General features: G+C 54.9%; 20 protein-coding genes and 1 tRNA gene. 18 read left to right on the forward strand and 3 right to left on the reverse strand.

Annotation, left to right across the window (positions count from 1 at the left end):
• Positions 1-973 precede the first annotated feature (973 nt).
• On the forward strand, positions 974-1,498 hold the full coding sequence (locus AB1644_07550; GenBank protein ID MEW6050899.1) for a transposase: 525 nt from the start codon (positions 974-976) through the stop codon (positions 1,496-1,498).
• 148 nt (positions 1,499-1,646) lie between these two features.
• Here the strand turns inward: AB1644_07550 and AB1644_07555 are convergent, their stop codons facing one another.
• Positions 1,647-2,597 (reverse strand): Gfo/Idh/MocA family oxidoreductase, encoded by a 951-nt coding sequence (locus AB1644_07555; GenBank protein MEW6050900.1) that lies wholly within the window; start codon positions 2,595-2,597, stop codon positions 1,647-1,649.
• Positions 2,598-2,854: 257 nt separating this feature from the next.
• On the opposite strand from AB1644_07555, the gene AB1644_07560 reads away from it, so the two are divergent.
• The 10 genes from AB1644_07560 (at position 2,855) to AB1644_07605 (ending at position 13,470) form a co-directional block, all read left to right on the forward strand.
• Positions 2,855-3,388, forward strand: coding sequence for a hypothetical protein (locus AB1644_07560; protein ID MEW6050901.1), 534 nt, complete (start codon positions 2,855-2,857; stop codon positions 3,386-3,388).
• 9 nt (positions 3,389-3,397) lie between these two features.
• Positions 3,398-5,371 (forward strand): homoaconitase, encoded by a 1,974-nt coding sequence (lysF, locus tag AB1644_07565; GenBank protein ID MEW6050902.1) that lies wholly within the window; start codon positions 3,398-3,400, stop codon positions 5,369-5,371.
• 15 nt (positions 5,372-5,386) lie between these two features.
• Positions 5,387-6,760 (forward strand): MmgE/PrpD family protein, encoded by a 1,374-nt coding sequence (locus AB1644_07570; GenBank protein ID MEW6050903.1) that lies wholly within the window; start codon positions 5,387-5,389, stop codon positions 6,758-6,760.
• A 143-nt stretch (positions 6,761-6,903) separates the two neighbouring features.
• The gene (gene hisS / locus AB1644_07575; protein ID MEW6050904.1) at positions 6,904-8,343 is read left to right on the forward strand and encodes a histidine--tRNA ligase; all 1,440 of its coding nucleotides are present in this window, start codon (positions 6,904-6,906) and stop codon (positions 8,341-8,343) included.
• Positions 8,344-8,380: 37 nt separating this feature from the next.
• Positions 8,381-9,472 carry a 4Fe-4S binding protein gene (locus tag AB1644_07580; protein ID MEW6050905.1) on the forward strand — a complete coding sequence of 364 codons (1,092 nt, stop codon included), beginning with the start codon at positions 8,381-8,383 and terminating at the stop codon, positions 9,470-9,472.
• A gap of 93 nt (positions 9,473-9,565) precedes the next feature.
• Positions 9,566-10,327 carry a methyltransferase domain-containing protein gene (locus AB1644_07585; GenBank protein ID MEW6050906.1) on the forward strand — a complete coding sequence of 254 codons (762 nt, stop codon included), beginning with the start codon at positions 9,566-9,568 and terminating at the stop codon, positions 10,325-10,327.
• 43 nt (positions 10,328-10,370) lie between these two features.
• Positions 10,371-11,849: a hypothetical protein gene (locus AB1644_07590; GenBank protein MEW6050907.1), complete on the forward strand. Its 1,479-nt coding sequence runs from the start codon at positions 10,371-10,373 to the stop codon at positions 11,847-11,849.
• A gap of 120 nt (positions 11,850-11,969) precedes the next feature.
• Positions 11,970-12,941 carry an ROK family protein gene (locus tag AB1644_07595; protein ID MEW6050908.1) on the forward strand — a complete coding sequence of 324 codons (972 nt, stop codon included), beginning with the start codon at positions 11,970-11,972 and terminating at the stop codon, positions 12,939-12,941.
• 18 nt (positions 12,942-12,959) lie between these two features.
• On the forward strand, positions 12,960-13,334 hold the full coding sequence (locus AB1644_07600; protein MEW6050909.1) for a hypothetical protein: 375 nt from the start codon (positions 12,960-12,962) through the stop codon (positions 13,332-13,334).
• Between the two features lie 63 nt (positions 13,335-13,397).
• A tRNA-Phe gene (locus AB1644_07605) sits at positions 13,398-13,470 on the forward strand.
• A 49-nt stretch (positions 13,471-13,519) separates the two neighbouring features.
• Here the strand turns inward: AB1644_07605 and AB1644_07610 are convergent.
• On the reverse strand, positions 13,520-13,651 hold the full coding sequence (locus AB1644_07610) for a hypothetical protein (GenBank protein MEW6050910.1): 132 nt from the start codon (positions 13,649-13,651) through the stop codon (positions 13,520-13,522).
• Between the two features lie 225 nt (positions 13,652-13,876).
• Here AB1644_07610 and AB1644_07615 point away from each other — a divergent pair, with 225 nt between their 5' ends.
• The 3 genes from AB1644_07615 to nrfD are packed head-to-tail and all read left to right on the forward strand — an operon-like array spanning position 13,877 to position 16,599.
• On the forward strand, positions 13,877-14,617 hold the full coding sequence (locus AB1644_07615) for a hypothetical protein (GenBank protein MEW6050911.1): 741 nt from the start codon (positions 13,877-13,879) through the stop codon (positions 14,615-14,617).
• Positions 14,614-15,387, forward strand: a complete 774-nt coding sequence (locus AB1644_07620; GenBank protein MEW6050912.1) for a 4Fe-4S dicluster domain-containing protein — start codon at positions 14,614-14,616, stop codon at positions 15,385-15,387. The genes AB1644_07615 and AB1644_07620 overlap by 4 nt, the downstream gene beginning before the upstream one ends.
• Before the next feature lie 3 nt (positions 15,388-15,390).
• Positions 15,391-16,599 carry an NrfD/PsrC family molybdoenzyme membrane anchor subunit gene (gene nrfD / locus AB1644_07625; GenBank protein ID MEW6050913.1) on the forward strand — a complete coding sequence of 403 codons (1,209 nt, stop codon included), beginning with the start codon at positions 15,391-15,393 and terminating at the stop codon, positions 16,597-16,599.
• A gap of 87 nt (positions 16,600-16,686) precedes the next feature.
• Here the strand turns inward: nrfD and AB1644_07630 are convergent, their stop codons facing one another.
• The gene (locus AB1644_07630) at positions 16,687-17,130 is read right to left on the reverse strand and encodes a hypothetical protein (GenBank protein MEW6050914.1); all 444 of its coding nucleotides are present in this window, start codon (positions 17,128-17,130) and stop codon (positions 16,687-16,689) included.
• Positions 17,131-17,357: 227 nt separating this feature from the next.
• Between AB1644_07630 and AB1644_07635 the strand changes: the two genes are divergently transcribed.
• The 4 genes from AB1644_07635 to AB1644_07650 all read left to right on the forward strand — a co-directional run bounded on the left by AB1644_07635 (position 17,358) and on the right by AB1644_07650 (position 21,486).
• On the forward strand, positions 17,358-18,566 hold the full coding sequence (locus AB1644_07635) for a PLP-dependent aminotransferase family protein (protein MEW6050915.1): 1,209 nt from the start codon (positions 17,358-17,360) through the stop codon (positions 18,564-18,566).
• A 106-nt stretch (positions 18,567-18,672) separates the two neighbouring features.
• A complete protein-coding gene (gene dapF, locus AB1644_07640) occupies positions 18,673-19,524 on the forward strand; it encodes a diaminopimelate epimerase (GenBank protein ID MEW6050916.1) in 852 nt (283 codons plus the stop codon).
• Positions 19,525-19,533: 9 nt separating this feature from the next.
• Positions 19,534-20,127: an aminodeoxychorismate/anthranilate synthase component II gene (locus tag AB1644_07645; GenBank protein ID MEW6050917.1), complete on the forward strand. Its 594-nt coding sequence runs from the start codon at positions 19,534-19,536 to the stop codon at positions 20,125-20,127.
• 81 nt (positions 20,128-20,208) lie between these two features.
• Positions 20,209-21,486 (forward strand): MFS transporter, encoded by a 1,278-nt coding sequence (locus AB1644_07650; GenBank protein MEW6050918.1) that lies wholly within the window; start codon positions 20,209-20,211, stop codon positions 21,484-21,486.
• The last annotated feature ends 67 nt before the right edge of the window (positions 21,487-21,553 follow it).

The raw sequence follows: 21,553 nt of genomic DNA on the forward strand, positions 1-21,553 counted from the left end.
CCGCACCCAGGCATCGATCACCCGTTGCTCCTCAGAAGACAGCGCGATTGGCTCGGCGATATTCATCGCTGGCCAAAATATCAAAGTTCAAATCAAATGTCAATACAATTATGAAACACTACACTAGGATGTCACGAAAGCTAGTTCCTGAATCCGGTGCGGGTGATCTGCATTCGCGATTAGTGATACTGTTTGTTGTAGCCAGCGTTTGTGCCCTCACACTCGCGTGCCCAAAAGGGTACAGGTATTACCGCGTAACATCACCAGGTTTCCATGCTGTTAATGTGAAGCCTTGGACGACATTCAGGCGTCACTACGATGGATTTGATATTGAGACGCGGGCACAACTTGGACCTGCACTTGGGCAAATAACAATTGATGTAATTGTCAGCAATCAATCTGTTGAGAGTCTCTCATATTGCATGGATAAGGTCATGCTAGAGGACCGATGCAAACAATCAATTAACTTCGAAGGTGCTGTGATTCACCACGGAACGAGGACATCAGGCTCACTTCAGGAGTCAGACATTTGTGCGAAGGCTGTTCCCGGGAAACATGTTGCGATTGGGTTAACCTTTTCATCACCCCAAGAGAATGGAATGGATACTGCACGTGACTCGTGCATTGCGCAACTGCTTGCGACTATCGGTACAGTTACGACTTTCCCCCAACACGAGGTGATCCTCATTGACAGTGTGAACTATTCGGGTTTGGTGAAAGGTGGATGGAGATAAGGTCCAAGGTACATTCGACGTCAGACAGATTCAGAGATGGCACCCGGCAGACATCGATGCCAATGAAGGGCTCTCTGGTGGGGGCGGTGGCGGTTTGCAGTGCCCCAGCCCAGCCTTGTCGGGGACGTACTACCTGCCATTCCCACCCGCAAGCGGGTGGGGCACCCCGCGGTTGGTGGCTGTTAACGTCGTGCAAGAGAGTGATTGACAACAACCGACCTGATGCTTAGTACTGGGGCATGCCGAAACTTCGACACTATGACCATCTGGGAACTGCTCGCTTCGTCACCTTCAGTTGTTATAATCGTCAGCAATTGCTTACGAATCTCGTGGCCAGAGAGACCGTTCTCGCAGAACTCTCCAGATTACGCGGCGTGTATCGCATCCGCCTTCTTGGATATGTAATTATGCCGGAGCATGTACATCTGGTCCTTCTTCCGCCGGACGATCTCAGGCTCGGCCCGACGATTGGCGTATTTAAGACTCGTTCTGCGCACACGATCCTGAGTTGGATGCGATCCGACCCACAGCATGCCTGGTGGATACAAAGGCGTGCTTCGGGGGGCGCCGCGGTGTGGGAACGGCGGTGCTATGATCACAACTGTAGGACGCCCGAGATTGTGATTGAGAAGATCAAGTACTGTCACGACAATCCGGTGAAGCGAGGACTGGCGGATCGACCAGAGGACTGGCAGTGGTCGAGCTGTCGTTGGTATCTGGGACAGCGTGAGGGAGTGCTGGAGATCGACGGGATAGAGTTGTAAAACACGCACGAATGAAAATATTATAATCCAACCAGCAAGAGCGTGGGTGGCCCACCTGCTTGCAGGTGGGGTTCAAGAGGATAATTGACGGTTAAACCCACCCGCAAGCGGGTGGGGCACCAATCACTCGCTCGGTGGCTTCAGACGCCTACTTCTTCACCAGCATCTCATGCGAATGCTCATTTGGGCCGGTGGCCTGTGCTTCGCGAATCTCATGCGCAAGTCTGACTGAGGGATACGCATCCTTCAAACCAAAGCCGTTGCCGGCAAGCGTTCGCTTGTAGACTTCGGTGTGAAGCTCGGTGAATCCCTCGGAGAACTCCGCCTCTGTCCCATCGATAGTGATTGAGCGGAAAGTCGTCTGTTCTTTCTTGAGCGCCTCCGCATGTAGATCGGTGCGGTCGATGGACAGAAACCACCGCACGCGTGCCCGCTCGAGTTCAAGATAGCCACCTGTACGAGTCGGAGTTGCCTGATGCACCTCACTGTGCTGGACATCGCCAAAGAACCAGATAAGCAGATCGAAAAAATGAATGCCTATGTTGGTAGCCAGCCCGCCGGAGCGGTCCGCTTGCCCTTTCCATGAAACCAGATACCAGGCGCCGCGAGAGGTGATGTAGGTCAGCACGACATCATGCTTTTTGCCCGATTTCTCGGCGCGCAGTTTGTCGTGCAGCGCGATTAAGGCAGGGTGGACGCGCAACTGGAGAATGGTGTTTACCTTGCGGCCATGCTCTTTTTCGAGTTCCTCAAGCGCCTCGAGGTTCCACGGGTTCAGCGCCAGTGGTTTCTCGCAGATGGCATCGGCACCGATGCGCAGCGCAAACCGTACATGGGCATCGTGCAGATAGTTCGGCGAACAGATCGAGACATAATGCGCTCGGTGCTCCTCACCCATGCGACGGAGTTTCTCCAGGTGCCGATCGAACCGCTCGAACTCGGTGAAGAACTTGGCCTGGGGGAAGAAGCGGTCGAGAATCCCGACTGAATCGTTCGGGTCGACAGCTGCGAGAAGGTTGTTACCGGTATCCTTGATGGCTTTCAGGTGGCGCGGGGCGACAAAGCCGCCAACACCAGTTATGGCAAAGTTTCTGGACATCTGTGCTCCTCTGGTTCTGTATCGGCAAACCGGCAGGTGTCATTGGCACGCCGCTCGGAACGGTGTAAGCTATCGCTATGATAGGATTCGTCAAGGAGTTTGTTTTGAGGAGCGATCCATAGCTCGTGCATCCGTCGGAGAACGTCAGCACTCCGTACTCCGAAAGTGTGTCTGCCAAAAACCAGTTGACCCACAACGGCATACGTCCTTATTTTGCCTCACGATTTGGTGCTTGAAATGACTGGAAGAGGATATCTATGAAAGATTTCGTGCTGCGGCTGTTGCCGGAGATTCAGCAGATAAAGAACAAAGAACTCCAGACCCAGGTGATGGAATGCTGGCAGGATGCCATCAAATTCCGTGGCTGGACCGAAGAACTGCTTCGGAATATACCATTCACCTTGCTGGCGCAGAATGTCAAGATCACGTTTATCGACCATGTCCGGGCGGTCTGTAAGATGTGCATTGCTGTCGATGAGGTGCTTGATGAATGCCATGGCCCTCGCAAAGCACATGTTAACAGGGATTATCTCATAGCCGGAGCGCTTCTGGCCGATGTCGGCAAGTTGCTTGAGTTCGAGATAGTCGATGGCAAACCGGTGAAGTCGACCTATGGCCAGCATATTCGTCATCCGTTCAGCGGAGTCGGATTGGCGTTCAAGCATGGGTTACCATCGGAAGTGATGCATATCATCGCCACGCATTCTAAAGAAGGGACCGGCGAAAAACGGAGCCCGGAGAGCATCATTTTCCACCATGCTGATTTCATTGATTTTGATCTGGTGCAGTGAGTGCCTGAGATGTCACAGAACTTAGTCGAAAAGATCGCACAGAAATACGCCGTCGGTTTGGAACCGGGACATGAGGTTCATGCCGGTGATTACCTGTCGATTCAGCCGGCGCACGTGATGACGCACGACAACACCGGCGCGGTGATTCCCAAGTTCAAGGAGATCGGCGCCACGAAGATTCACAATGTCCGCCAGCCGGCGTTCACGCTGGATCACGATATTCAGAACACCGACGAGAAAAACGTTTCAAAATACGCCAAGATTCAGGCGTTCGCAAAAGAGAAGGGGGTCGATTTCTATCCGGCCGGACGAGGTATTGGGCACCAAATTATGTGTGAGGAAGGATACGCCTGGCCAGGAACGATGGTTGTCGCTTCCGACAGCCACTCCAACATGTACGGCGGACTCGGCTGCCTGGGCACACCGATAGTCAGAACTGACGCCGCTGCCATCTGGGCGACCGGTCGCACCTGGTGGCAGGTGCCGCCGGTGGCAAAAGTGGAACTGACCGGCAGACTCCGTCCGGGAGCAACCGGCAAGGACGTGATTATTACATTGTGTGGTGTTTTCAACAAGGATGAAGTCCTCAATCACGCGGTGGAGTTTGTGGGGGATGGTGTGGCGACACTTTCTGTCGATGATCGGCTGGCTATTGCCAACATGACTACCGAATGGGGGGCGCTGGCGGGTCTGTTTCCAATAGACACTGTCACGATCAATTGGCTGCGCAGTCGGGTTGCGACAATAGCAAAGCGTGGATTGGCGGGAGTAGCATCGGATGCCGACGGGAACGGCATACACCCGCGCATGAATGAAACGCGTCTCAGACAGCTTGAATCGAATATACCGAGAGCGGATTCAGTCGCTGTATACGTCAAGACACTCTTGCTCGACTTGGGCACGGTATCCCCACATGTCTCTGGCCCTGACCATGTGAAGGTGATGACCTCGATTCCGGAGATCCGCAAAAAGCAGGTAAAGATTCAGAAAGCGTACCTGGTGTCCTGTGTCAACAGCCGCGTGGAAGATCTGGCGGCAGCAGCAAAGACGATTCGAGGGAAGAAGGTGTCGCCGGGTGTTAAGTTCTATGTGGCTGCGGCCTCGAACGAAGTTCAGGCTGAGAGCGAACGGAGAGGTGACTGGCAGGTGCTGCTGGACGCCGGTGCAATCCCGCTTCCTCCCGGATGTGGCCCCTGTATCGGGTTGGGTACCGGACTTCTGGAGGACGGCGAAGTTGGAATCTCGGCCACCAACCGGAATTTCAAAGGGAGGATGGGCTCCCGGAGTGCGCAAACGTATTTAGCATCGCCGGAGGTCGTGGCAGCCTCGGCAGTGACGGGGATGATCGACCTGCCCGGGTTTGGTGATGAAGTTAAGGTAAAAGCATCGATCAAGGAACCAGTCTCTGCCATAGCTTCGACCGGCAGAGTAAAAGTGCTGCCTGGGTTCTCGGAGACGATCGTTGGGGAGCTAATCTTCTGCCACCAGGATAATATCAACACCGACGGCATTTATCCCGGCAAGTACACTTATATGGATGACTTCACGCCGGAGCAGCAGGCGCAGGTGGTCATGGAAAACTACGATCCGGAGTTCATTCAGATCGTGAAGAAAGGTGACATTCTGGTCGGCGGATTCAACTTTGGCACCGGCAGTTCGCGCGAGCAGGCGGCGACATCGCTCAAATATCGCGGCATTCAACTGGTCGTGGCCGGGTCGTTCAACGAGACGTACAAGCGGAACGCGTTGAACAATGGATTTCTTGCTATCGAAGCGCCGGAGTTTGTGCTCGCGTTGAAAGGTCGTTTCGGTACAGGGAAGCTTTCGGTCCGAACCGGCGTAATGGTGAGACTCGATTTTGTCAACTCGACACTTTCCGGCGAGAGGAAAACGTATCCTATCAGTCCGGTAGGTGCTGCGGCGCAGGAACTGATACTGGTCGGCGGATTGGAAAACTGGGTGAAAAGGAATCTTAACAAGTAACGATACGGGCAATCAATGACAACAGATAAATCGATGTCGCGACAGATATCTGAGTTTGCAGTGGGGCTTTCGTATAAAGACCTTCCATCAGATGTAGTTCACGAGGTCAAGCGGTATATCTATGACTCGGTCGGCTGCGCGTACGGCGGATATCATACCAAAGACGTGCAAATCCTCCGCGACATCTATACCGATTTGGGGGGCAAGGAGGAAGCGACCCTCATTGGGTTCGGCGACAAAATGCCGGCGGTGAATGCCACACTTGTAAATTCGCTCATGGTGCGGGCGCTCGATTTCAATGACATCTACTGGAAAGAAGACCCATCGCATCCCTCGGATATCATCCCGGCGGCTTGGGCGGTGGGGGAGATGGTGGATGCGTCTATGAAAGAGGTCATAGTTGCTATCGTTCTCGCCTATGAATTTGAAATGCGACTCTGCGAATTCGCCGTGCCTGGAGTGCGAGAACGTAAATGGCATCACGCCACGTTGACGCAGTTCGTGTCGCCCATAGTGGCCGGAAAGCTCCTGGGGCTGACAGTTGACCAGATGGTGAACGCTATCGGCATCAACGGTTGCCACAACCATACTATCGGTTGCCCGACCGCCGGTAAGTTGACCATGATGAAAAATACAGTCGATCCGATGGCCACTCAGAGCGGGGTGTTCGCGGCACTCATGGCGCAGAAAGGGTACAGCGGCACCGAGGCAGTGTTCGACGGCAAAGAGGGGCTGATGGATGTGTTCGGCCCGAACTGGGCGAAAGACAAGCTGGTCGGCAATCTGGGTGACAAGTTCAAGATTCGTGAATGCAGCATGAAAGCATTCCCGACCGAGGCGCTCACGCACACGCATATCACCTGCACTTTGAAAGTGATTCGTGACAACAATATCAGCTATGACAACATCGAACAGGTGACGGTGACTACAATCGCCCGGGCCTGCGACATTCTGTTCGACCCGCACAAGTATCGTCCGGAGTCGCGTGAGACGGCGGACCATTCGCTGCCGTACTGTATCGCGGCGGCGATTGTGGATCGGAAGATAACCACGCAATCCTTCTCGGACGAGAAGCTCAAGGACCCGCGCATTTGGCAGGTGATCGACAAGATCAAAGGTGAGGCATCGACCGAGTTTGAGAAGATGTTCCCGACCAAGCAGCCCTCGAAAGTGGTTGTGCGAACGAAGGACGGGCGGGAGTTTTCGGCCTATCTGGAGTATCCGAAAGGGGACCCGCGCGAGCCGATGAGCATGGAAGATCTGGAATCGAAGTTCAACGCGCTGTCCGATCCCCTTCTCAAACCTGAACGTCAGAAGGAAGTCAAAGAGAAGATATTCAACTGCGAGAAGCTGTCGGCGCGCGAGTTCATGAAGGGGCTGGTGGCGTAATGACAATATGCCGAGATTGCTTCGGCGAAGCGCCTCGCAATGACTCGTAAGGTGAGTATCGAGAGATTTGATTGTTGGCAGGAAATAGTAGGTCGGGTTCCGAGTCCACTTCGGGCGAGAAATCCGACAATCGTTAGGGTCAAATGGTCAAAGAGAAAACGCACAAAGTCAGACCGCAGGTCCTGAAGGGGTTTCGGGATTATCCGCCCGAAGAGCAGATCGCCCGCGAAAAGATGTTGGGTAAGGTCCGTGAAGCGGTCGAGTTGATGGGGTTTCTGCCGCTGCAGACGGCATCGCTTGAATTTGCCGAGACGTTGCTTGGCTCTCATTACACCAAGGACTCACTGGCGGAACTATTTGGATTCCATGGTCCTGACGATGTGGAAATGGCGTTGCGTTACGAGTTTACGCTGTCGTTGGCTCGCTACGTCGCCAGCCAGTCGGATTTGGCCATGCCGTTTCGTCGGTATCAGTACGGTAATGTCTGGCGAGTAGACAAACCTGGGCCGGGTCGGTTCCGCGAGTTCATGCAGTTCGACATCGACATTGTGGGTACCCAGAATCTTTTGGCCGATGCCGAAATCATCGCGGCGATGGTGACAATACTTGAGCATCTCGGTGTGGAACGATTCAAGGTCAGATTCTCCGATCGCAAACTGTTAAATGGTGTCATCGTGTGGGCAGGTGTGCCGCATGAGCGGGCTCCGGATGTCATGCGGGTAATTGACAAACTGGAGAAGCAGGGAAAAGAAGCGGTGATGCTGGAACTTGGGCCAGGAAGAACGGATAAGTCGGGGGACAAGATCACAGGACTCAACTTGAGCGCGAACCAGATCGACAGGATTGGACAGTTTCTCGAACTGGCCTCTGCACACGAGGGGGACCCGCTGAAGAAGATTGAGCAATTGGCAGGCGGCGTGACGGCCTCAGCTGAGGGAGTCAGTGAGCTTACGCAGATCGCTTCGCACCTTCAGGCCATGGGCGTCTCGACAGATAAGACGACGATTGACCTCACTATCGTTCGTGGCCTTGGTTACTACACCGGCCCGGTATTCGAAACCACGCTGCTTGACCTGCCTGAATTCGGCTCGGTCTTTTCCGGCGGGCGGTATGACAATCTGGTGGAGCGATTCCTCAACAAGTCCATCCCTGCAGTCGGCACATCGATGGGGGTTGATCGGTTACTCGCCGCGTTGATTCAACTGAAGGCGCTGAAGCTGACGTCGTCGACCTCGCAGGTGCTGGTGACGGTGATGGACCGGGAACGGCTGGCGGATTACTTGGCCATTCTCAGAGAGCTGCGAGGGGCAGGAATTCCATCGGAAATCTACTCGGGCGATACCAAGAATCTGACCAAGCAGATCAAGTACGGTGATAAAGTGGGGATACCATTTGCCGTAATTGCCGGTTCCGATGAGTTTGCCTCGAATCAGGTCACGGTCAAAAATATGGCGGCCGGAGCGCAAAAGGCCCACGGCACCGCCAACCGGGAGCAGTGGCTGGCTGCGGAGGGGTTTCAGGAGCGGATTGCCAGGTCCGACCTGGTCAGGTATCTCAAAGAACGGCTTACGCCTGCGTCATAATCGACCATTCTTGACTATAATCAAGGCCGACAACCCCATGACATCCGATATTCCCGGCATGGAATCGAAAGTCGCCACCCGGAGGCAAATACCGGTCGGGGTACAGTTGCGGAGAAGGCACGAACGGAACAGCGCTCAGCCATTTCGATTCTACGCTCAGTTGTTTTCGCTGGCGATCAATCTCTGGATAGGCGCGCAGTTCTATCTCTGGTACAGTTCACTTCAATCCGGAGTCGGTGGCCCGATAGTCTCCCGTCCGCCCGGGGTGGAGGGATGGCTACCCATCGGTTCGCTGGTGGGGTCACGGTACTTCTTCGCTACCGGCATTCTTAATACGATCCATCCGGCGGGACTGGTCATCCTGGTGGTGATCCTTCTGACAGCCTTCGTGTTCAAGAAGGGATTCTGTTCATGGGTCTGTCCGATTGGATTCATCTCGGAGATGCTCGGGGACCTTTCAGACAAACTATTCCGAAAGAGAATCAAACCACCCCGCTGGCTGGACTATCCGCTTCGCTCGCTCAAGTATCTTCTGCTGTTGTTCTTTGTCTACGCTGTGTTTATCAGCATGACTTCTGATTCCATCAAGGCGTTTCTCTATTCGGATTACAACGTGGTTTCGGATATCCTGATGCTTCGCTTTTTCACCGATATCAGCATGTTCGCACTGTCGGTAATAGCCGTGCTTTTCGCATCTTCGCTTATCGTGCGTGGCTTTTGGTGCCGCTACCTGTGCCCGTATGGTGCGTTGCTTGGGTTGGCGAATCTGATTTCCCCCACCCGGATCCGCCGCAACGCCTCTTCCTGCATTGATTGCGCCGCGTGCGCCAAAGTCTGCCCAGCGTTCATCAAGGTGGACAGAGTAACTGAAGTGGTCTCGGATGAGTGTGTCGGTTGCATGGCGTGTGTGGATTCCTGCCCGGTGAAACAGACGCTTGAGATTCACATGGTGAGAAAGAACCGAACCGTCTCAAGCGTCAAATGGGCTGTGGTACTGGTCATCTTCTTCTGGGGCGCCCTGCTGGCGGCCAAGCTGTTTGGTCCGTGGGGCAATTCAATCACCACAGAGCAGTATCGCGAGTACATACCCGGAGTCGAGAAGGGACAGTACACACACCCATCATACTAACCAACGAACATGCTCACGCGGTAGCCATAGGTCGGGTTCCGAGTCAGCTTCGGATGAGAAACCCGACAATGATCATAGATAGTAGCCGCCGGTATGCACAAGCAGTCCTTCTTTGAGCAATACGCGCACGAATACGATGCGCTCACGAACGCCTCCACACGGGTCGATAAACATCGTCAGGAGGTAGCGGCGCTGATTGAGCGGTTCAATCCAACCCGCGTGCTCGATGCCGGCTGCGCCACCGGATTGACCAGTTCGCTGTTTGCGGAGGCCGGCGTTGCCACCGTGGGTCTTGATCGGTCGCGTGCGATGCTGACGGTGGCACGCCGTAAGTTCGCCGGAGCAAGCTTGCCGCTTCGCTTTCAATATGGGAGGTTTGAGGCATTACCCAGGAGTCTCGACGTGCGTTTCGATCTGATCGTCTGTCTGGCGAACAGTATCACCGGCGTGAATTCGATAGCGAATCTGAAGCGCAGTCTGATGAACTTCAAGCGAGCGCTCAAACCGGGTGGAGCGCTCGTCATCCAGCTGCGAAATATCAATGCCATCAAACAGGGAGAGATCGTGCCGGTCCGTGCCACTCAGCACGACGGTATCCTTTATCTCAGATATATGGAGCGGATCGGCTCCCGCACGATCCTTCACATCGTTCGGGCAGACCTGAGCAGCCGTCCGGTAACATTCGAACCGTTCCGTAATGAGAGTGAGAACTTCTCGTTTGCACAGATCCGGTCGGCGTTACGAGCGATAGGCTGGCGTCATATCACGGCTTACTCCGATCTGACACTAAAGAGTCGATTCGTCCGACACTCGGTCGACTTGGTCTTCGTGGCGTACCCCCCGACGGCGCGTTAATCGTTGCTTTCAACAGCAGTTTCCGTATCTTCCCGCCTTCAATATGAAGCTACTTTACGCCATTCTCGCGCTGGTTCCTCTTTACGGAGGGGGAACACCTGCTCAACCGGCCCCACGCACCGTCAGCCGGTCGGTATCGGTAGAAGCATTCCGCCCGGTCGGCAACACCAGAATCTGGACATTCGTGAGTCGGGACTCAGCCGTCGGCCAGCTTACCTCGACCATCGTTGAGCGGACTGTCCTCGACGGTCACGATGCTGTGAAGATATCCGAAAAGTTGAGTTTCGACTACCGGAAGATTGGTTCGGAGTTGACGATCAGCACCGAAGGGGACCATTTCGTTGCGCCGCAAGGGGCGTACCTTGGTGACGATCTGTCGGTATCGATAGCGGGCCAGACGGAGGCGCTGAGCATCCGTCGACAGGGGGACAGTGTTGTTACGACCTTCACACGCGCCGGCTCGAAAGTTTCGCAGGCGCGGTATTTTCCGTCGTACGGGCTGGCCTGGGATAACAACTTTCTCGACCAACTGGAAATTCTGCTGGCCCTGCGGGACCTGACGGTCGGCGATGTTGTTATCGACACCGTATTCGCCGCTCAACCGATGGTGACGTCGCCGGTACACGCCCGTGTGGATCGCTTTGGGTTTGTCCGGCTATTTGAAGGGCGGTCCGATTCCTGTTTCATAATCACGCTGATTGAGCCGCAGCAATGGGTGCTGTTTTTCACGCCAGACAAGCGACTGGTGAAAGTGGAAATGCCGGGCCAGAGCACCAAGGTATACCTCGATCTCGTTCGTCAAACTACGCAGCCGAAACCGCAAGCGGCCAGGTTGAACCTCGCGTTACTTTCTCGAATGATCCCTTCGTACCTGGGGTATTTCATCATAACCGTTCTGGCGCTGGCCTTCTACGTGCGTGGCGGTTACCGGTGGGGAGTTTCGTATATCGCGCTGATCGTTGGAGCCATACTGGCCGTGTCGGTCCCCTGGGTGCAGGAACCGATGCAGATGTGGCTGATCACCAAGTGGCTTATTCCACAGGTGACCAAGGGGGGCTCCCTCTACTTCTGGGGGTTGCTGCCCGGACTGGCGGCGGGTCTGTTCCAGACGATCCTCCTTCTGGTTGCCTTGTTTGCCGTGGTGCGGTGGCGCCGTCCTTCGACCTCCCGGATCGCCGTGATTGGGGCCTTCTGCGGCGCCGGAATTGGTCTGCTGGAGGCAGGCTACCTCGGATATGCCACTCATGCAACGACCGTCTTCTCGTTCCAGTTGCTGGAGCGCGGTTCCCTGATCCTCTTCCACGTGACCGCGGGGCTTGTCGTCGGTGATGCGCTGACAATGGACGATAGCAGTTTGCTCAAAGTGCTCGGGATCACAGTGCTGGTGAATACATTCTTCCGGTACCTGCCGGTTTTCGTCCAGCAGAAAGCGCTTTCCATTGAGATCACGTATTTCCTCATGTCTTTCGCCTGCCTGGCTATGGTGGCAGCGACGCTGCTGTATCGGCGAAAAGCCGAATAGTCCTTTGATGTTGACGGGAATGTCGGCGCTCGCTATTATCGGGCCTGTCCGAGCGGTTGTGCGGCCATGAAGTTGTTGGCCGGTGTGGTCATTTCATGCGATAGGGAGTTCGCGAAGTAGATGTCGCTAAAAGTAGCCTTTGCCGGTGTGGATATCGGCGGCACGAATATCAAGTATGGGCTCGTGGATCCAAAGGGAAAGGTCCTGTTTCGCGAGCAACGCCCCACCATGGTGGAAAAAGGGGCTGAACCGCTCATGCATCTCGTCACGAACATTGCGGAGCGTCTGTTGTATTATGCCGCAGACGAGGAGTTCGAGATCAAGAGTCTGGGAGTAGGGACTCCGGGAGCGGTCGACACGCGGATTGGCAAGGTGATCAGCCTGAGCCCGAATATCAATGGCTGGCAGGGGATGGAGATAGGACGGATTCTTCGCGAACGTCTCAATCTCCCCGTTCATGTCGATAACGATGTCAACGCCATGGCGCTCGCCGAATCCAAGTTTGGCGCCGGGGTCGGTTACAATTCGGTAATCTGTGTGGCAGTAGGTACGGGCGTAGGTGGCGGTATCGTAATCGATGGCAAGATATGGCGCGGCGCGAACTACACGGCCGGTGAAATTGGGCACCTTTCTATCGATTTCGATGGCCCCAAATGCAGGTGCGGTAGCCGGGGATGTCTTGAAGTGTACTGCTCATCCGAGGCGATGATTGAACGCGTTAAGATACTGCTTAACAATCAGTTAACGCCGACGCTTGAAGAAGTACTTGATGGCAATCTTGAAAACCTCAGCATCAAGAAGTTGTTTGCCGCGGTTAAGCGTGGGGATGAGATCGCCCAGCAAGTGGTGGATGAAACTGCCGGGTATCTGGGAGCCGGTCTGGCCGGGGTGGTGAACCTTTTGAACCCGGAGATCGTAATAATCGGTGGCGGTATTGCCGATGGCGGCGGTGGGTTTATTGAAGCCATAACGGCGGAGATACGCAAGCGGGCGTTTGGCTCGGCTGTCGAGAAACTGCGTGTCGCCAAGGCTACGCTGGGTAACGATGCCGGGTTTATCGGCGCCAGCATTCTGGGTGAATACAAGAACTGAGTTGCGGAGGATCGCATCATGGGACCGGAGACGCCGAGCTTGCCACTTACATTCAATCTGACCAAATGGCATGGCTACGGCCTTGCCGGGATCTATCTGCTGTATGCCGGGGTGAAGATCATCCTGTCGTTTCTCGACAGAACGTACGCCGACATGGGACAGTCATTCCTGTTTCTGATCGTCGGTATCATCCTCATATCGGTTGTCTTCGCGTACCGCGATCTGAAAGCGTGGGGTTGGTATGGTCTGGTAGTTATGAACGCGGTCGTCATTCTCCTTAGTTTGTTCGGACTTAGCCATTATGAATATATCGTGATGATGGTATTGTCGCTGGCATCGCTGGCGCTTTTGTTTGCCGCTCCGACCAAACGGTTCGTGTTCAAGAGCCGATAAAACCATTTGACATCGCCGAAAATCCGGATAATTTTCCGGTTCCCGACAAGCAAAGTCTGTTCTGGCGCCCTAGCTCAGTTGGTAGAGCAACGGACTGAAAATCCGTGTGTCCGCAGTTCGATTCTGCGGGGCGCCATTTTCTTTGTCTCACCTGCCGCGCAATAATGCCGTGGAATCTCAGTGCCTTACCTGAGGGCTGTGCTCTTTGGTGCTCGGTTGAATCGATGAAACTGAAAGAGAATGACACCGAGCAGGACCGCCACCAAAGCGACGGCGACGACTGCGATCAAGATCAGAAGGATGAGCCAGATTGACATTCAACCGCTCCTTTGTCTTAAGGTACCAGTCAGCCTGCCCGTTTGGGAGAGGCTCTGTATCGTGAACTGATCTGTGTCGGTCGCTATACACTCGAAAGTGGATAGTGTACTCCCGAGTGTACTTTCACGCCTTATGAGAATAAAACAAGTTGACTGTTTAGGCCATTATTGTATAGTTTCCAATGTACGGGATTTAGAAACTAACGCAAGACAAATAAAACCGGAATGAATCGACTCCCTCGGCAACTGACTCCGCTACTGGTGATCTTTGTGGTCGCTATAGGCAGTCTGTTCGTCGCACGTCATCTGCTCGTCCCAAGGACTTTCGGCGAATACGGTCACTATCGCGCCGCCGCGGTAGGGGAGATCGCCGGACAGGAGTTCACCTATGCGGGATCGCTCGCGTGCGCAGATTGTCATAGCGATGTCTACGACCTCAAGCAAAACTCATTTCATGCCGGCGTGGCATGCGAGGTCTGTCATGGACCGGCCAAAAGACATGTCGACGCCCCGGATGAGTTCGTCCCGGAGAAGCCGAAAGGCCGTGGGTTCTGCCCCTTGTGTCACGGTTATAACCCATCGCGCCCCTCCGGTTTTCCGCAGATTTTGCCCGATGTTCATAATGCCGGAAAAGCGTGTATGACCTGTCACGAGCCGCATAATCCGACGCTACCGCACCCACCGGAGGAATGCAGCGCTTGCCATCGCGAGATAGCCAGCAAAAAGATGGTCTCGCGGCACACGAACGTAGCATGTACCGTTTGTCATACCGTTCCCCCCGAACATTATCAAAACCCGCGACTGGCGCTGGCCAAGAAACCTCTCAGCAAGGCGGTGTGTGGCCAGTGTCATGCGAGCGACGCTTCGAGTTCAAGAGAAATCCCACGGGTCGATATGACCGCGCACGGCGGTCGGTACCAATGCTGGGATTGCCATTACCCCCATTATCCGGAGGCAATACAATGAAGAAACTCGGTACGGATATGCCCCGGCGAGAATTCCTTGAGAATTGCTCGCGCGCCTTGCCCCCCTGGCTGCTTGTTTTTTCGGTGGTCGGTTCGGCCGAGTCCCTGGTAGCAGACGAAGAAGGCCAATATGATGCCTCAAAGCACAACTATGCCATGGGCGTCGATATTCATCGATGTATCGGGTGTGGTCGTTGTGCCGATGCCTGTAAGAAGGAGAATAAGGTCCCGCTGGAGCCCACTTTCTTCCGAACCTGGGTCGAGCGATACATAATTCCGACGAGCGGGGAGGCAAGAGTCGACAGCCCCAACGGCGGTATTGACGGATTCCCTGAACCACAGGAGGATATCGATGTCCTCCGGACCTTCTTCGTCCCCAAGCTGTGTAACCACTGTGCCAATCCACCGTGCGTGCAGGTCTGTCCTGTCGGGGCGACGTTTGAGTCGCGCGACGGCGTCGTTCTGGTAGATGATTCCTATTGCGTCGGTTGCCGGTATTGTATCCAGGCATGCCCCTATGGCGCTCGGTACCTGCATCCGGAAAAGAAAGTCGCCGATAAGTGCACATTCTGTTACCATCGGATCACAAAAGGACTGGCGCCGGCATGCGTCGAGGTATGTCCGACCCAGGCGCGAATTTTCGGAGAATCCGGCCAACAGAGCAGCCCGCTCCGACATTTCTTGCGCTTCAATGATGTGAGCGTGCTCAAACCCTGGCTTAATACCTCGCCGAAAGTGTACTATGCAAACGCAGATGGGGAAGTGAGGTAACCCGTGTTATTCGCATCGATTGCGGCGGTCCAGAACCTTCCCGAAGCGACCGGCTACATGTATCCGAATGAATTTGAGCTCCATTGGGGCTTGCTTATTGTCGTTTACCCTTATTTGACCGGTCTGGTCGCCGGGGCCTTTATTCTGGCGTCTCTGGAACGGGTATTTAACGTAAAAGCTCTTCAGCCGGTGTATCGCCTGTCCCTTTTGACGGCCCTGTCGTTTATGCTGGCGGCCCCGCTTCCCCTTCTGGCCCACCTGGGTCACCCGGAGAGAGCTCTGGAAATGTTCCTGACACCACACACGCAGTCGGCCATGGCCATGTTTGGCTTTGTATACGCCTGGTATCTTGCGGTGGTATTATTGCTGGAAATCTGGTTTGACTACCGTAAGGCGATCGTAATGTGGTCCCGTGAATCGAAAGGTGTCAGGAAGTTCATCTACAAAGTGTTGAGTCTCGGAGCTACAGATACCACAGACGCCGCCGTCAATTTCGATGACAAAATCGGTCGGGTCATCACCATTATCGGTATCCCCTCGGCTTTCTTGCTGCACGGCTATGTCGGTTTCATCTTCGGCTCGGTCAAGGCGAACCCGTGGTGGAGCTCCGTGCTTATGCCGATCGTGTTTCTCTTTTCAGCGATTGTCTCGGGCATCGCTTTGGTGCTGCTCGTCTACATGGTTACAACGATGCTTCGCTGGAAGCAGATAAGCATGACCTGTCTCAACAAGCTGGGGGAATTGCTATTGTATGCCCTTATTGTCGATTTCGCTCTCGAGTTGCTCGATTTCATACATCGCTTATATGAATCGGAAGAATCCATCAATATCCTCCGCGAGATGATCTCAGGGCGGTTATTCATCAGCCTCATCGTCACACAGATTCTACTCGGAACCGCAATCCCCATGCTCTCATTGGCCTGGGCCCGCTTCGGTCGTCTGCCCGATGAAATGCGTAAAATCTTGTTCCTGATCGCTGCTTTCCTTGTTCAAGTTGGTATCTTCAGCACGCGCTGGAATGTCGTGATCGGAGGACAGCTCTTCTCGAAGAGTCTGCGAGGATTAACCGTGTACAAGTTAGAGCTCATGGGCCTTGAGGGTCTGTTCATGGCTATGGCGCTGCTGGCGCTTCCGTTTGTCATCCTCTTTGTCCTCACGAAGTTGTTGCCACCCTGGGCACCATCTGAAGCATCAGTCTCAACCGAGACCTAAATCTCCCAGGATACTTTTCCGTATTTGGGGGAATTTAATGTGGTGAGTGCCTTGGCGCCGAAATTGGCAATACCGGTGTTCTGAAATTCAGTGCGCTTGCGAACTCGACGACGAACAGTTTCCGCACGTCCCGCCACCACACGCCTTGATCTCGCTGGTGATCATGTCGACGCGAATATCGGCTTCCATGCGAATCCCCTTTTCCGTACCTATCACGGAGATAACGATGCACTGGTCAGAAGGTCGAGAAGGAACAAGGCCCAGAAACGCCGAAAGTCCCTGTTGGAGTGCCGCCAGGTGCTTACGGGTGAGAAACTCCCATGTTTCGCTTAGAGTAGGCATAGCGGCCAGCACGGCTTCCGGCTTCGCCTCAAGGACTTCCTGGGCAGGTCTATTTGCCACCAACTTGCGTAACAAAGAGGGGTTTCCTACTGACCCACCACAGGTGAGTTTCGAAAGCGAGTAATGCACCACGCGGTCCTGCTGGTCCAGCGTGACAGTCAGTTGTTCTGTGACATCCTGGCACGGCATCCTTAAATATACTGTCGCTCACCCAAGTCCGTCAAGGTATCTTCCGAAAGGGACTGCTATTACTACAGTGAATACCTTAGGGGCAAGTCACGATGGCTGCCCGGCACCTAACAAGTTGTTCTTTTGTGGTTTTCTTTTTACACGGGGAGTGTATATTGGTGTTGTACGTAGACTGGACCGTCCGGTTTATTCGGACGATATAGCTGATAAGGGAAAGGATGACGTCTATGATTACCGATGTCAATCACCGCGTTCATACCGATAAATGGGGCATTGCCGAGCACGTTATCCGATTGGAGACATCGATCATCCGCGAGATACTAAAGATCTCGTCGCAGCCGGGCGTGATCTCCTTTGCGGGAGGGCTGCCTGCCCCGGAGTTGTTTCCGATCTCTGATCTCAAGAAGATCATGGTGGAGGTGCTGGACAAGTATGGTCCCGCCAGCTTGCAGTACGCGCTCTCTCGCGGCATCACGCCGCTTCGGGAGCTGATCGCAAAGCGTGCGACAGAGCGCGGGACACCATCGGATGTGGACAATATTCTCGTCACGGCGGGCGCGCAGCAAGGGATCGAGCTTCTGGCACGGGCGTTCGTGGACCGGGGCGATTACGTCCTGGTCGAGAACCCTACCTACGTCGGCGCGCTGCAGGCGTTCAATTACTACCAGGCGCGCTACGTGACAGTGGCTATGGATGACGAGGGGATGATCACCGACCAGGTCGAGCAGATGCTCATCAAGTACAAACCGAAACTTATCTACACGGTCTCGAATTTCCAGAATCCGACAGGGATCAGCATGTCGGAAAGCCGGCGCCGGGAGCTGGTCGAGCTGGCGATCAAATACGAAGTGCCCATCATGGATGATAATCCGTATGGCGACATTCGGTTCATGGGACAGCGCATTCCTACCGTTAAGTCGATGGGGGGGGATTCCGTGATCGCACTGCGGACTTTCAGCAAATTGGTCTGTCCGGGCTTCCGGATAGGCTGGATGAACGGCCCCAAACCGATCATGCATCAATTCGAGAAAGTGAAGCAGTGCTCTGACCTTCACACCAATTCGTTCAATCAATATGTGCTCTATGAGTATGTTGTCCGCGGCCTGCTGGAGCCACACATCGAGAAGATCAAAGCCGACTATCTGATGAAGCGGAATCTAATGCTCAAGACGCTGGAGGAGAGCTTCCCTTCGGAAGTCACCTGGACCCGCCCCGAAGGAGGGCTGTTCCTCTGGTTGACCCTTCCGTCTAAAATGTCGGCCAAGGAACTGTTCCCGAAGGCGGTGGCCCAGAAGGTGGCCTATGTGTACGGGTCGCCGTTTTTTGCCAACGGCGGCGGCGACAACACTATGCGCCTCAATTATTCCACGGCGTCTCCGAGCGAGATCGTGGAAGGGATCAATCGGCTGGCCAAGCTGATCAAGGAGAATCTCTGATCGGTTACCTGCGCACAGAAAATCCGTGGGTCAGTATGACAAAAACCCGCCTCAGGGCGGGTTTTTTCATTGCCCATTGAGCTGTCCCGAATAGATTAGCAGGGCGATGAAGATGCTGTTTTTCAAATATCACGCACTCGGCAACAGTTTCCTTGTAGTCGAATCGGGTCCATCCCGGCGGACCCGGACCGAGTTGTCCCGACTGGCCCGGACGATCTGTGATCCGCAGCGAGGGATCGGCGCCGACGGCGTGCTCCATCTGTCTGCACACAAGGGAGTAGATCGCAGGGTGGATGTATACAACGCCGACGGCAGCTGGGCGGAGAGGTCGGGGAACGGGCTTCGGATCGCCGCCTTGTACCTGGCGATGCGCGCTCCAACAAAGCGCCAATTCACATTCCACATGGGGGGCGAGCGATGTGTGGCTGAGCTCACGAATAGAATCTCGGGCGGGCAGTTAGTTCGTGCCGATTTGGGGAAGCCGGACTTTGTTGCTCGCAACGTGCCGATGCGGGCGGATCGGAAATACGTTATCAACAGCCCGATCAAAGTGGGCGGCACGAGGCTCGACCTCACCTGTTTGTCCGTCGGCAACCCGCACTGTGTGTTGTTCGTTGATGGTTTCGACTTCGACTGGAAAAAGCTGGGGCGCGAACTAGAGACGGCATCGATCTTCCCAAAAGGGACAAACGTAGAATTTGTCCGACCGATCTCCCGTCGAAAGCTGCAGGTCAGGGACTGGGAGCGGGGTGTCGGTGCGACGGGATCGTCCGGTACCGGCGCCGCCGCAGCCACCTGTGCGGCAGTCATGCTTGGCCTGGCCGAAAGAAACTGCGAAGTGCAGTTCGAATCCGGCTCGCTCCGGGTGTACTGGCGTCAGGATACCGGCAGCATAGAACTCTCGGGTCCGGTGCAGTTCATCGCACAGGGCGAGTTTCAATTGCCGCCGAAACTCTGATGGCACTCCATGGTATTCGTTCTGGACAATTACGACTCATTCACGTTCAACCTCGTGCAGTATTTTTCTACGCTTGGGGTAGAGGTGAAAGTGGCACTTAATGACCAAGTATCCATCGAGGATGTGCAACGTGTGAGTCCGAGCGCAATTGTGTTGTCACCGGGCCCGGGGCGTCCCGAGAATGCGGGTATCATGAATGCGCTGATCAGGACGTTGGCGGGCTCCTGTCCCATTCTCGGCGTCTGCCTCGGACACCAGGCGATCGCCCAGGTATACGGCTCAACTATCGTATATGCATCGGCCATCATGCACGGAAAGGTGTCGACTGTCAGGCACGACAATTCACGCCTTTACCAGGGGGTTGCCAATCCGTTCAGCGCGACACGGTATCATTCGCTGGCGGTCGACAGGAAAACTCTGGCCCCAGAATTACGGATTACCGCCTGGAGTGATGATGGGACTATAATGGGAATCGAACATCTGACAATGCCGGTGTTTGGCGTTCAATATCATCCGGAATCGATCATGACACCGGACGGCATGACTATTCTGCAAAACTTCTGCAAGATAGCAGCCTCGCATCGCGCCGGTACTGCCGCGTGATGAGACAACAACCGGCGTACGAGAGATGTGACCATGCGCCCTCGTGCTGAAACCATAAGTGAGGGTGCAGGTAAGCACGCGGTGCCCCGAACGGGGTGGCATGCCTGGCTGGACGAATACCTCTTTCATGTGCGCCTGTTTACGCGCAACGCCCGGTTGTACCTGCTGGCGGCGTTCCTGGTTGGGATCAATTTCGAGGTATTTCAACTACTTCTGAACCTGTACCTGAGGGAGCTTGGCTTTACAGACACGCGAATCGGACTCGTGAACTCCTTCCGCGCCGTTGGGATGGCGTTCAGCGCGATCCCCGTGGCGATGGCGCTGGCACGGATACGATTGAAACCAATGCTTCTGGCGGCTGTTGGGCTGTTCGCACTCTGCAGCTACTTTGTGGTCAGTACATCGATCTTTCCCGTCGTGCTCGCTTTCTCCGCATTGGCGGGCACGGCCTTCACTGTCACGCGTGTGGCCGCGGCGCCGTTTTACATGCGCCATTCAACGCCCAGAGAGCGCACGCACCTGTTTTCGTTCTCGTTCGGGGTGATGCTGCTGGCGGCCATGGTCGGTTCTCTGACGGCCGGCAAGGCGGCGGAATTGATCGCCGAGTGGTCCGGTAGTCTGCTTTTGGGGTATCGCTACACGCTGTACGCGACGATCGCCATTAGCTTGCTGAGTATTATACCATTCTCATTGATCCGCGAGCACAGTGTCTCGAACGACGAGAATCGCCTGTCGTTCTCTCGGGAACAATGGCGGCGGCGCAGGGGATTTCTCTTCAGGATCGGTTTCGCCAATTTCCTCATAGGTCTGGGGGCCGGATTGATCATTCCTTTCCTGAATCTTTATTTCCGGGACCGTTTTGACCTGGAGCCTGACACGATCGGCTTGTTCTATTTCTGTGTTACGTGCGCCATGTTTGCCGGGACCGTGGCGGCACCGATGCTTACCAGGCGATTCGGTCTGGTGCGTGCTATCGTACTCACGCAGCTGGCTTCGATACCGTTTATGCTGGTGCTTTCGTACACATACTATCTGCCGGTGGCATTCGGAGCATTCGTTATCCGTGGTGGGCTCATGAATATCGGCGTACCGCTGGGAACCAATTTCGGCATGGAGATGTGCGAGCGACGCGAGCAGGGGCTGGTCAACGCGCTCCTGATGGTCAGTTGGACCTCCGCCTGGATGATATCGGCCGCGATCGGCGGGCGACTTATCGACTTGTACGGCTACTCGCTTACCTTCAATATTACGATCGCTCTCTATATTGTCTCGTCGGTTTTCTACTACTGGTCTTTTCGGAACGCGGAACGTCGCAACGGTCGCCACGGCTGGGCAATCACGGAAGGGGAGTCGGCATAGCTGGACCACTAACAGTGCCTGTAATGGTCAACATTCCAATTGCCGAAGGCAATTCGGATAACCATAT

The sequence above is a fragment of the Candidatus Zixiibacteriota bacterium genome (assembly GCA_040753875.1).
GTDB lineage: Bacteria > Zixibacteria > MSB-5A5 > GN15 > FEB-12 > DATKJY01.

Excerpts from the sequence above, each read along its gene's own strand:
- AB1644_07610 (MEW6050910.1), bottom strand. The coding sequence starts at position 13,651 with ATGTCAATCTGGCTCATCCTTCTGATCTTGATCGCAGTCGTCGCCGTC.
- AB1644_07580 (MEW6050905.1), top strand. The coding sequence starts at position 8,381 with ATGACATCCGATATTCCCGGCATGGAATCGAAAGTCGCCACCCGGAGG.
- AB1644_07645 (MEW6050917.1), top strand. The coding sequence starts at position 19,534 with ATGGTATTCGTTCTGGACAATTACGACTCATTCACGTTCAACCTCGTG.
- AB1644_07595 (MEW6050908.1), top strand. The coding sequence starts at position 11,970 with ATGTCGCTAAAAGTAGCCTTTGCCGGTGTGGATATCGGCGGCACGAAT.
- AB1644_07570 (MEW6050903.1), top strand. The coding sequence starts at position 5,387 with ATGACAACAGATAAATCGATGTCGCGACAGATATCTGAGTTTGCAGTG.
- AB1644_07560 (MEW6050901.1), top strand. The coding sequence starts at position 2,855 with ATGAAAGATTTCGTGCTGCGGCTGTTGCCGGAGATTCAGCAGATAAAG.
- AB1644_07585 (MEW6050906.1), top strand. The coding sequence starts at position 9,566 with ATGCACAAGCAGTCCTTCTTTGAGCAATACGCGCACGAATACGATGCG.
- AB1644_07555 (MEW6050900.1), bottom strand. The coding sequence starts at position 2,597 with ATGTCCAGAAACTTTGCCATAACTGGTGTTGGCGGCTTTGTCGCCCCG.
- AB1644_07620 (MEW6050912.1), top strand. The coding sequence starts at position 14,614 with ATGAAGAAACTCGGTACGGATATGCCCCGGCGAGAATTCCTTGAGAAT.
- dapF (MEW6050916.1), top strand. The coding sequence starts at position 18,673 with ATGAAGATGCTGTTTTTCAAATATCACGCACTCGGCAACAGTTTCCTT.
- lysF (MEW6050902.1), top strand. The coding sequence starts at position 3,398 with ATGTCACAGAACTTAGTCGAAAAGATCGCACAGAAATACGCCGTCGGT.
- AB1644_07550 (MEW6050899.1), top strand. The coding sequence starts at position 974 with ATGCCGAAACTTCGACACTATGACCATCTGGGAACTGCTCGCTTCGTC.
- hisS (MEW6050904.1), top strand. The coding sequence starts at position 6,904 with ATGGTCAAAGAGAAAACGCACAAAGTCAGACCGCAGGTCCTGAAGGGG.
- AB1644_07635 (MEW6050915.1), top strand. The coding sequence starts at position 17,358 with ATGATTACCGATGTCAATCACCGCGTTCATACCGATAAATGGGGCATT.
- AB1644_07630 (MEW6050914.1), bottom strand. The coding sequence starts at position 17,130 with ATGCCGTGCCAGGATGTCACAGAACAACTGACTGTCACGCTGGACCAG.
- AB1644_07615 (MEW6050911.1), top strand. The coding sequence starts at position 13,877 with ATGAATCGACTCCCTCGGCAACTGACTCCGCTACTGGTGATCTTTGTG.
- AB1644_07600 (MEW6050909.1), top strand. The coding sequence starts at position 12,960 with ATGGGACCGGAGACGCCGAGCTTGCCACTTACATTCAATCTGACCAAA.
- AB1644_07590 (MEW6050907.1), top strand. The coding sequence starts at position 10,371 with ATGAAGCTACTTTACGCCATTCTCGCGCTGGTTCCTCTTTACGGAGGG.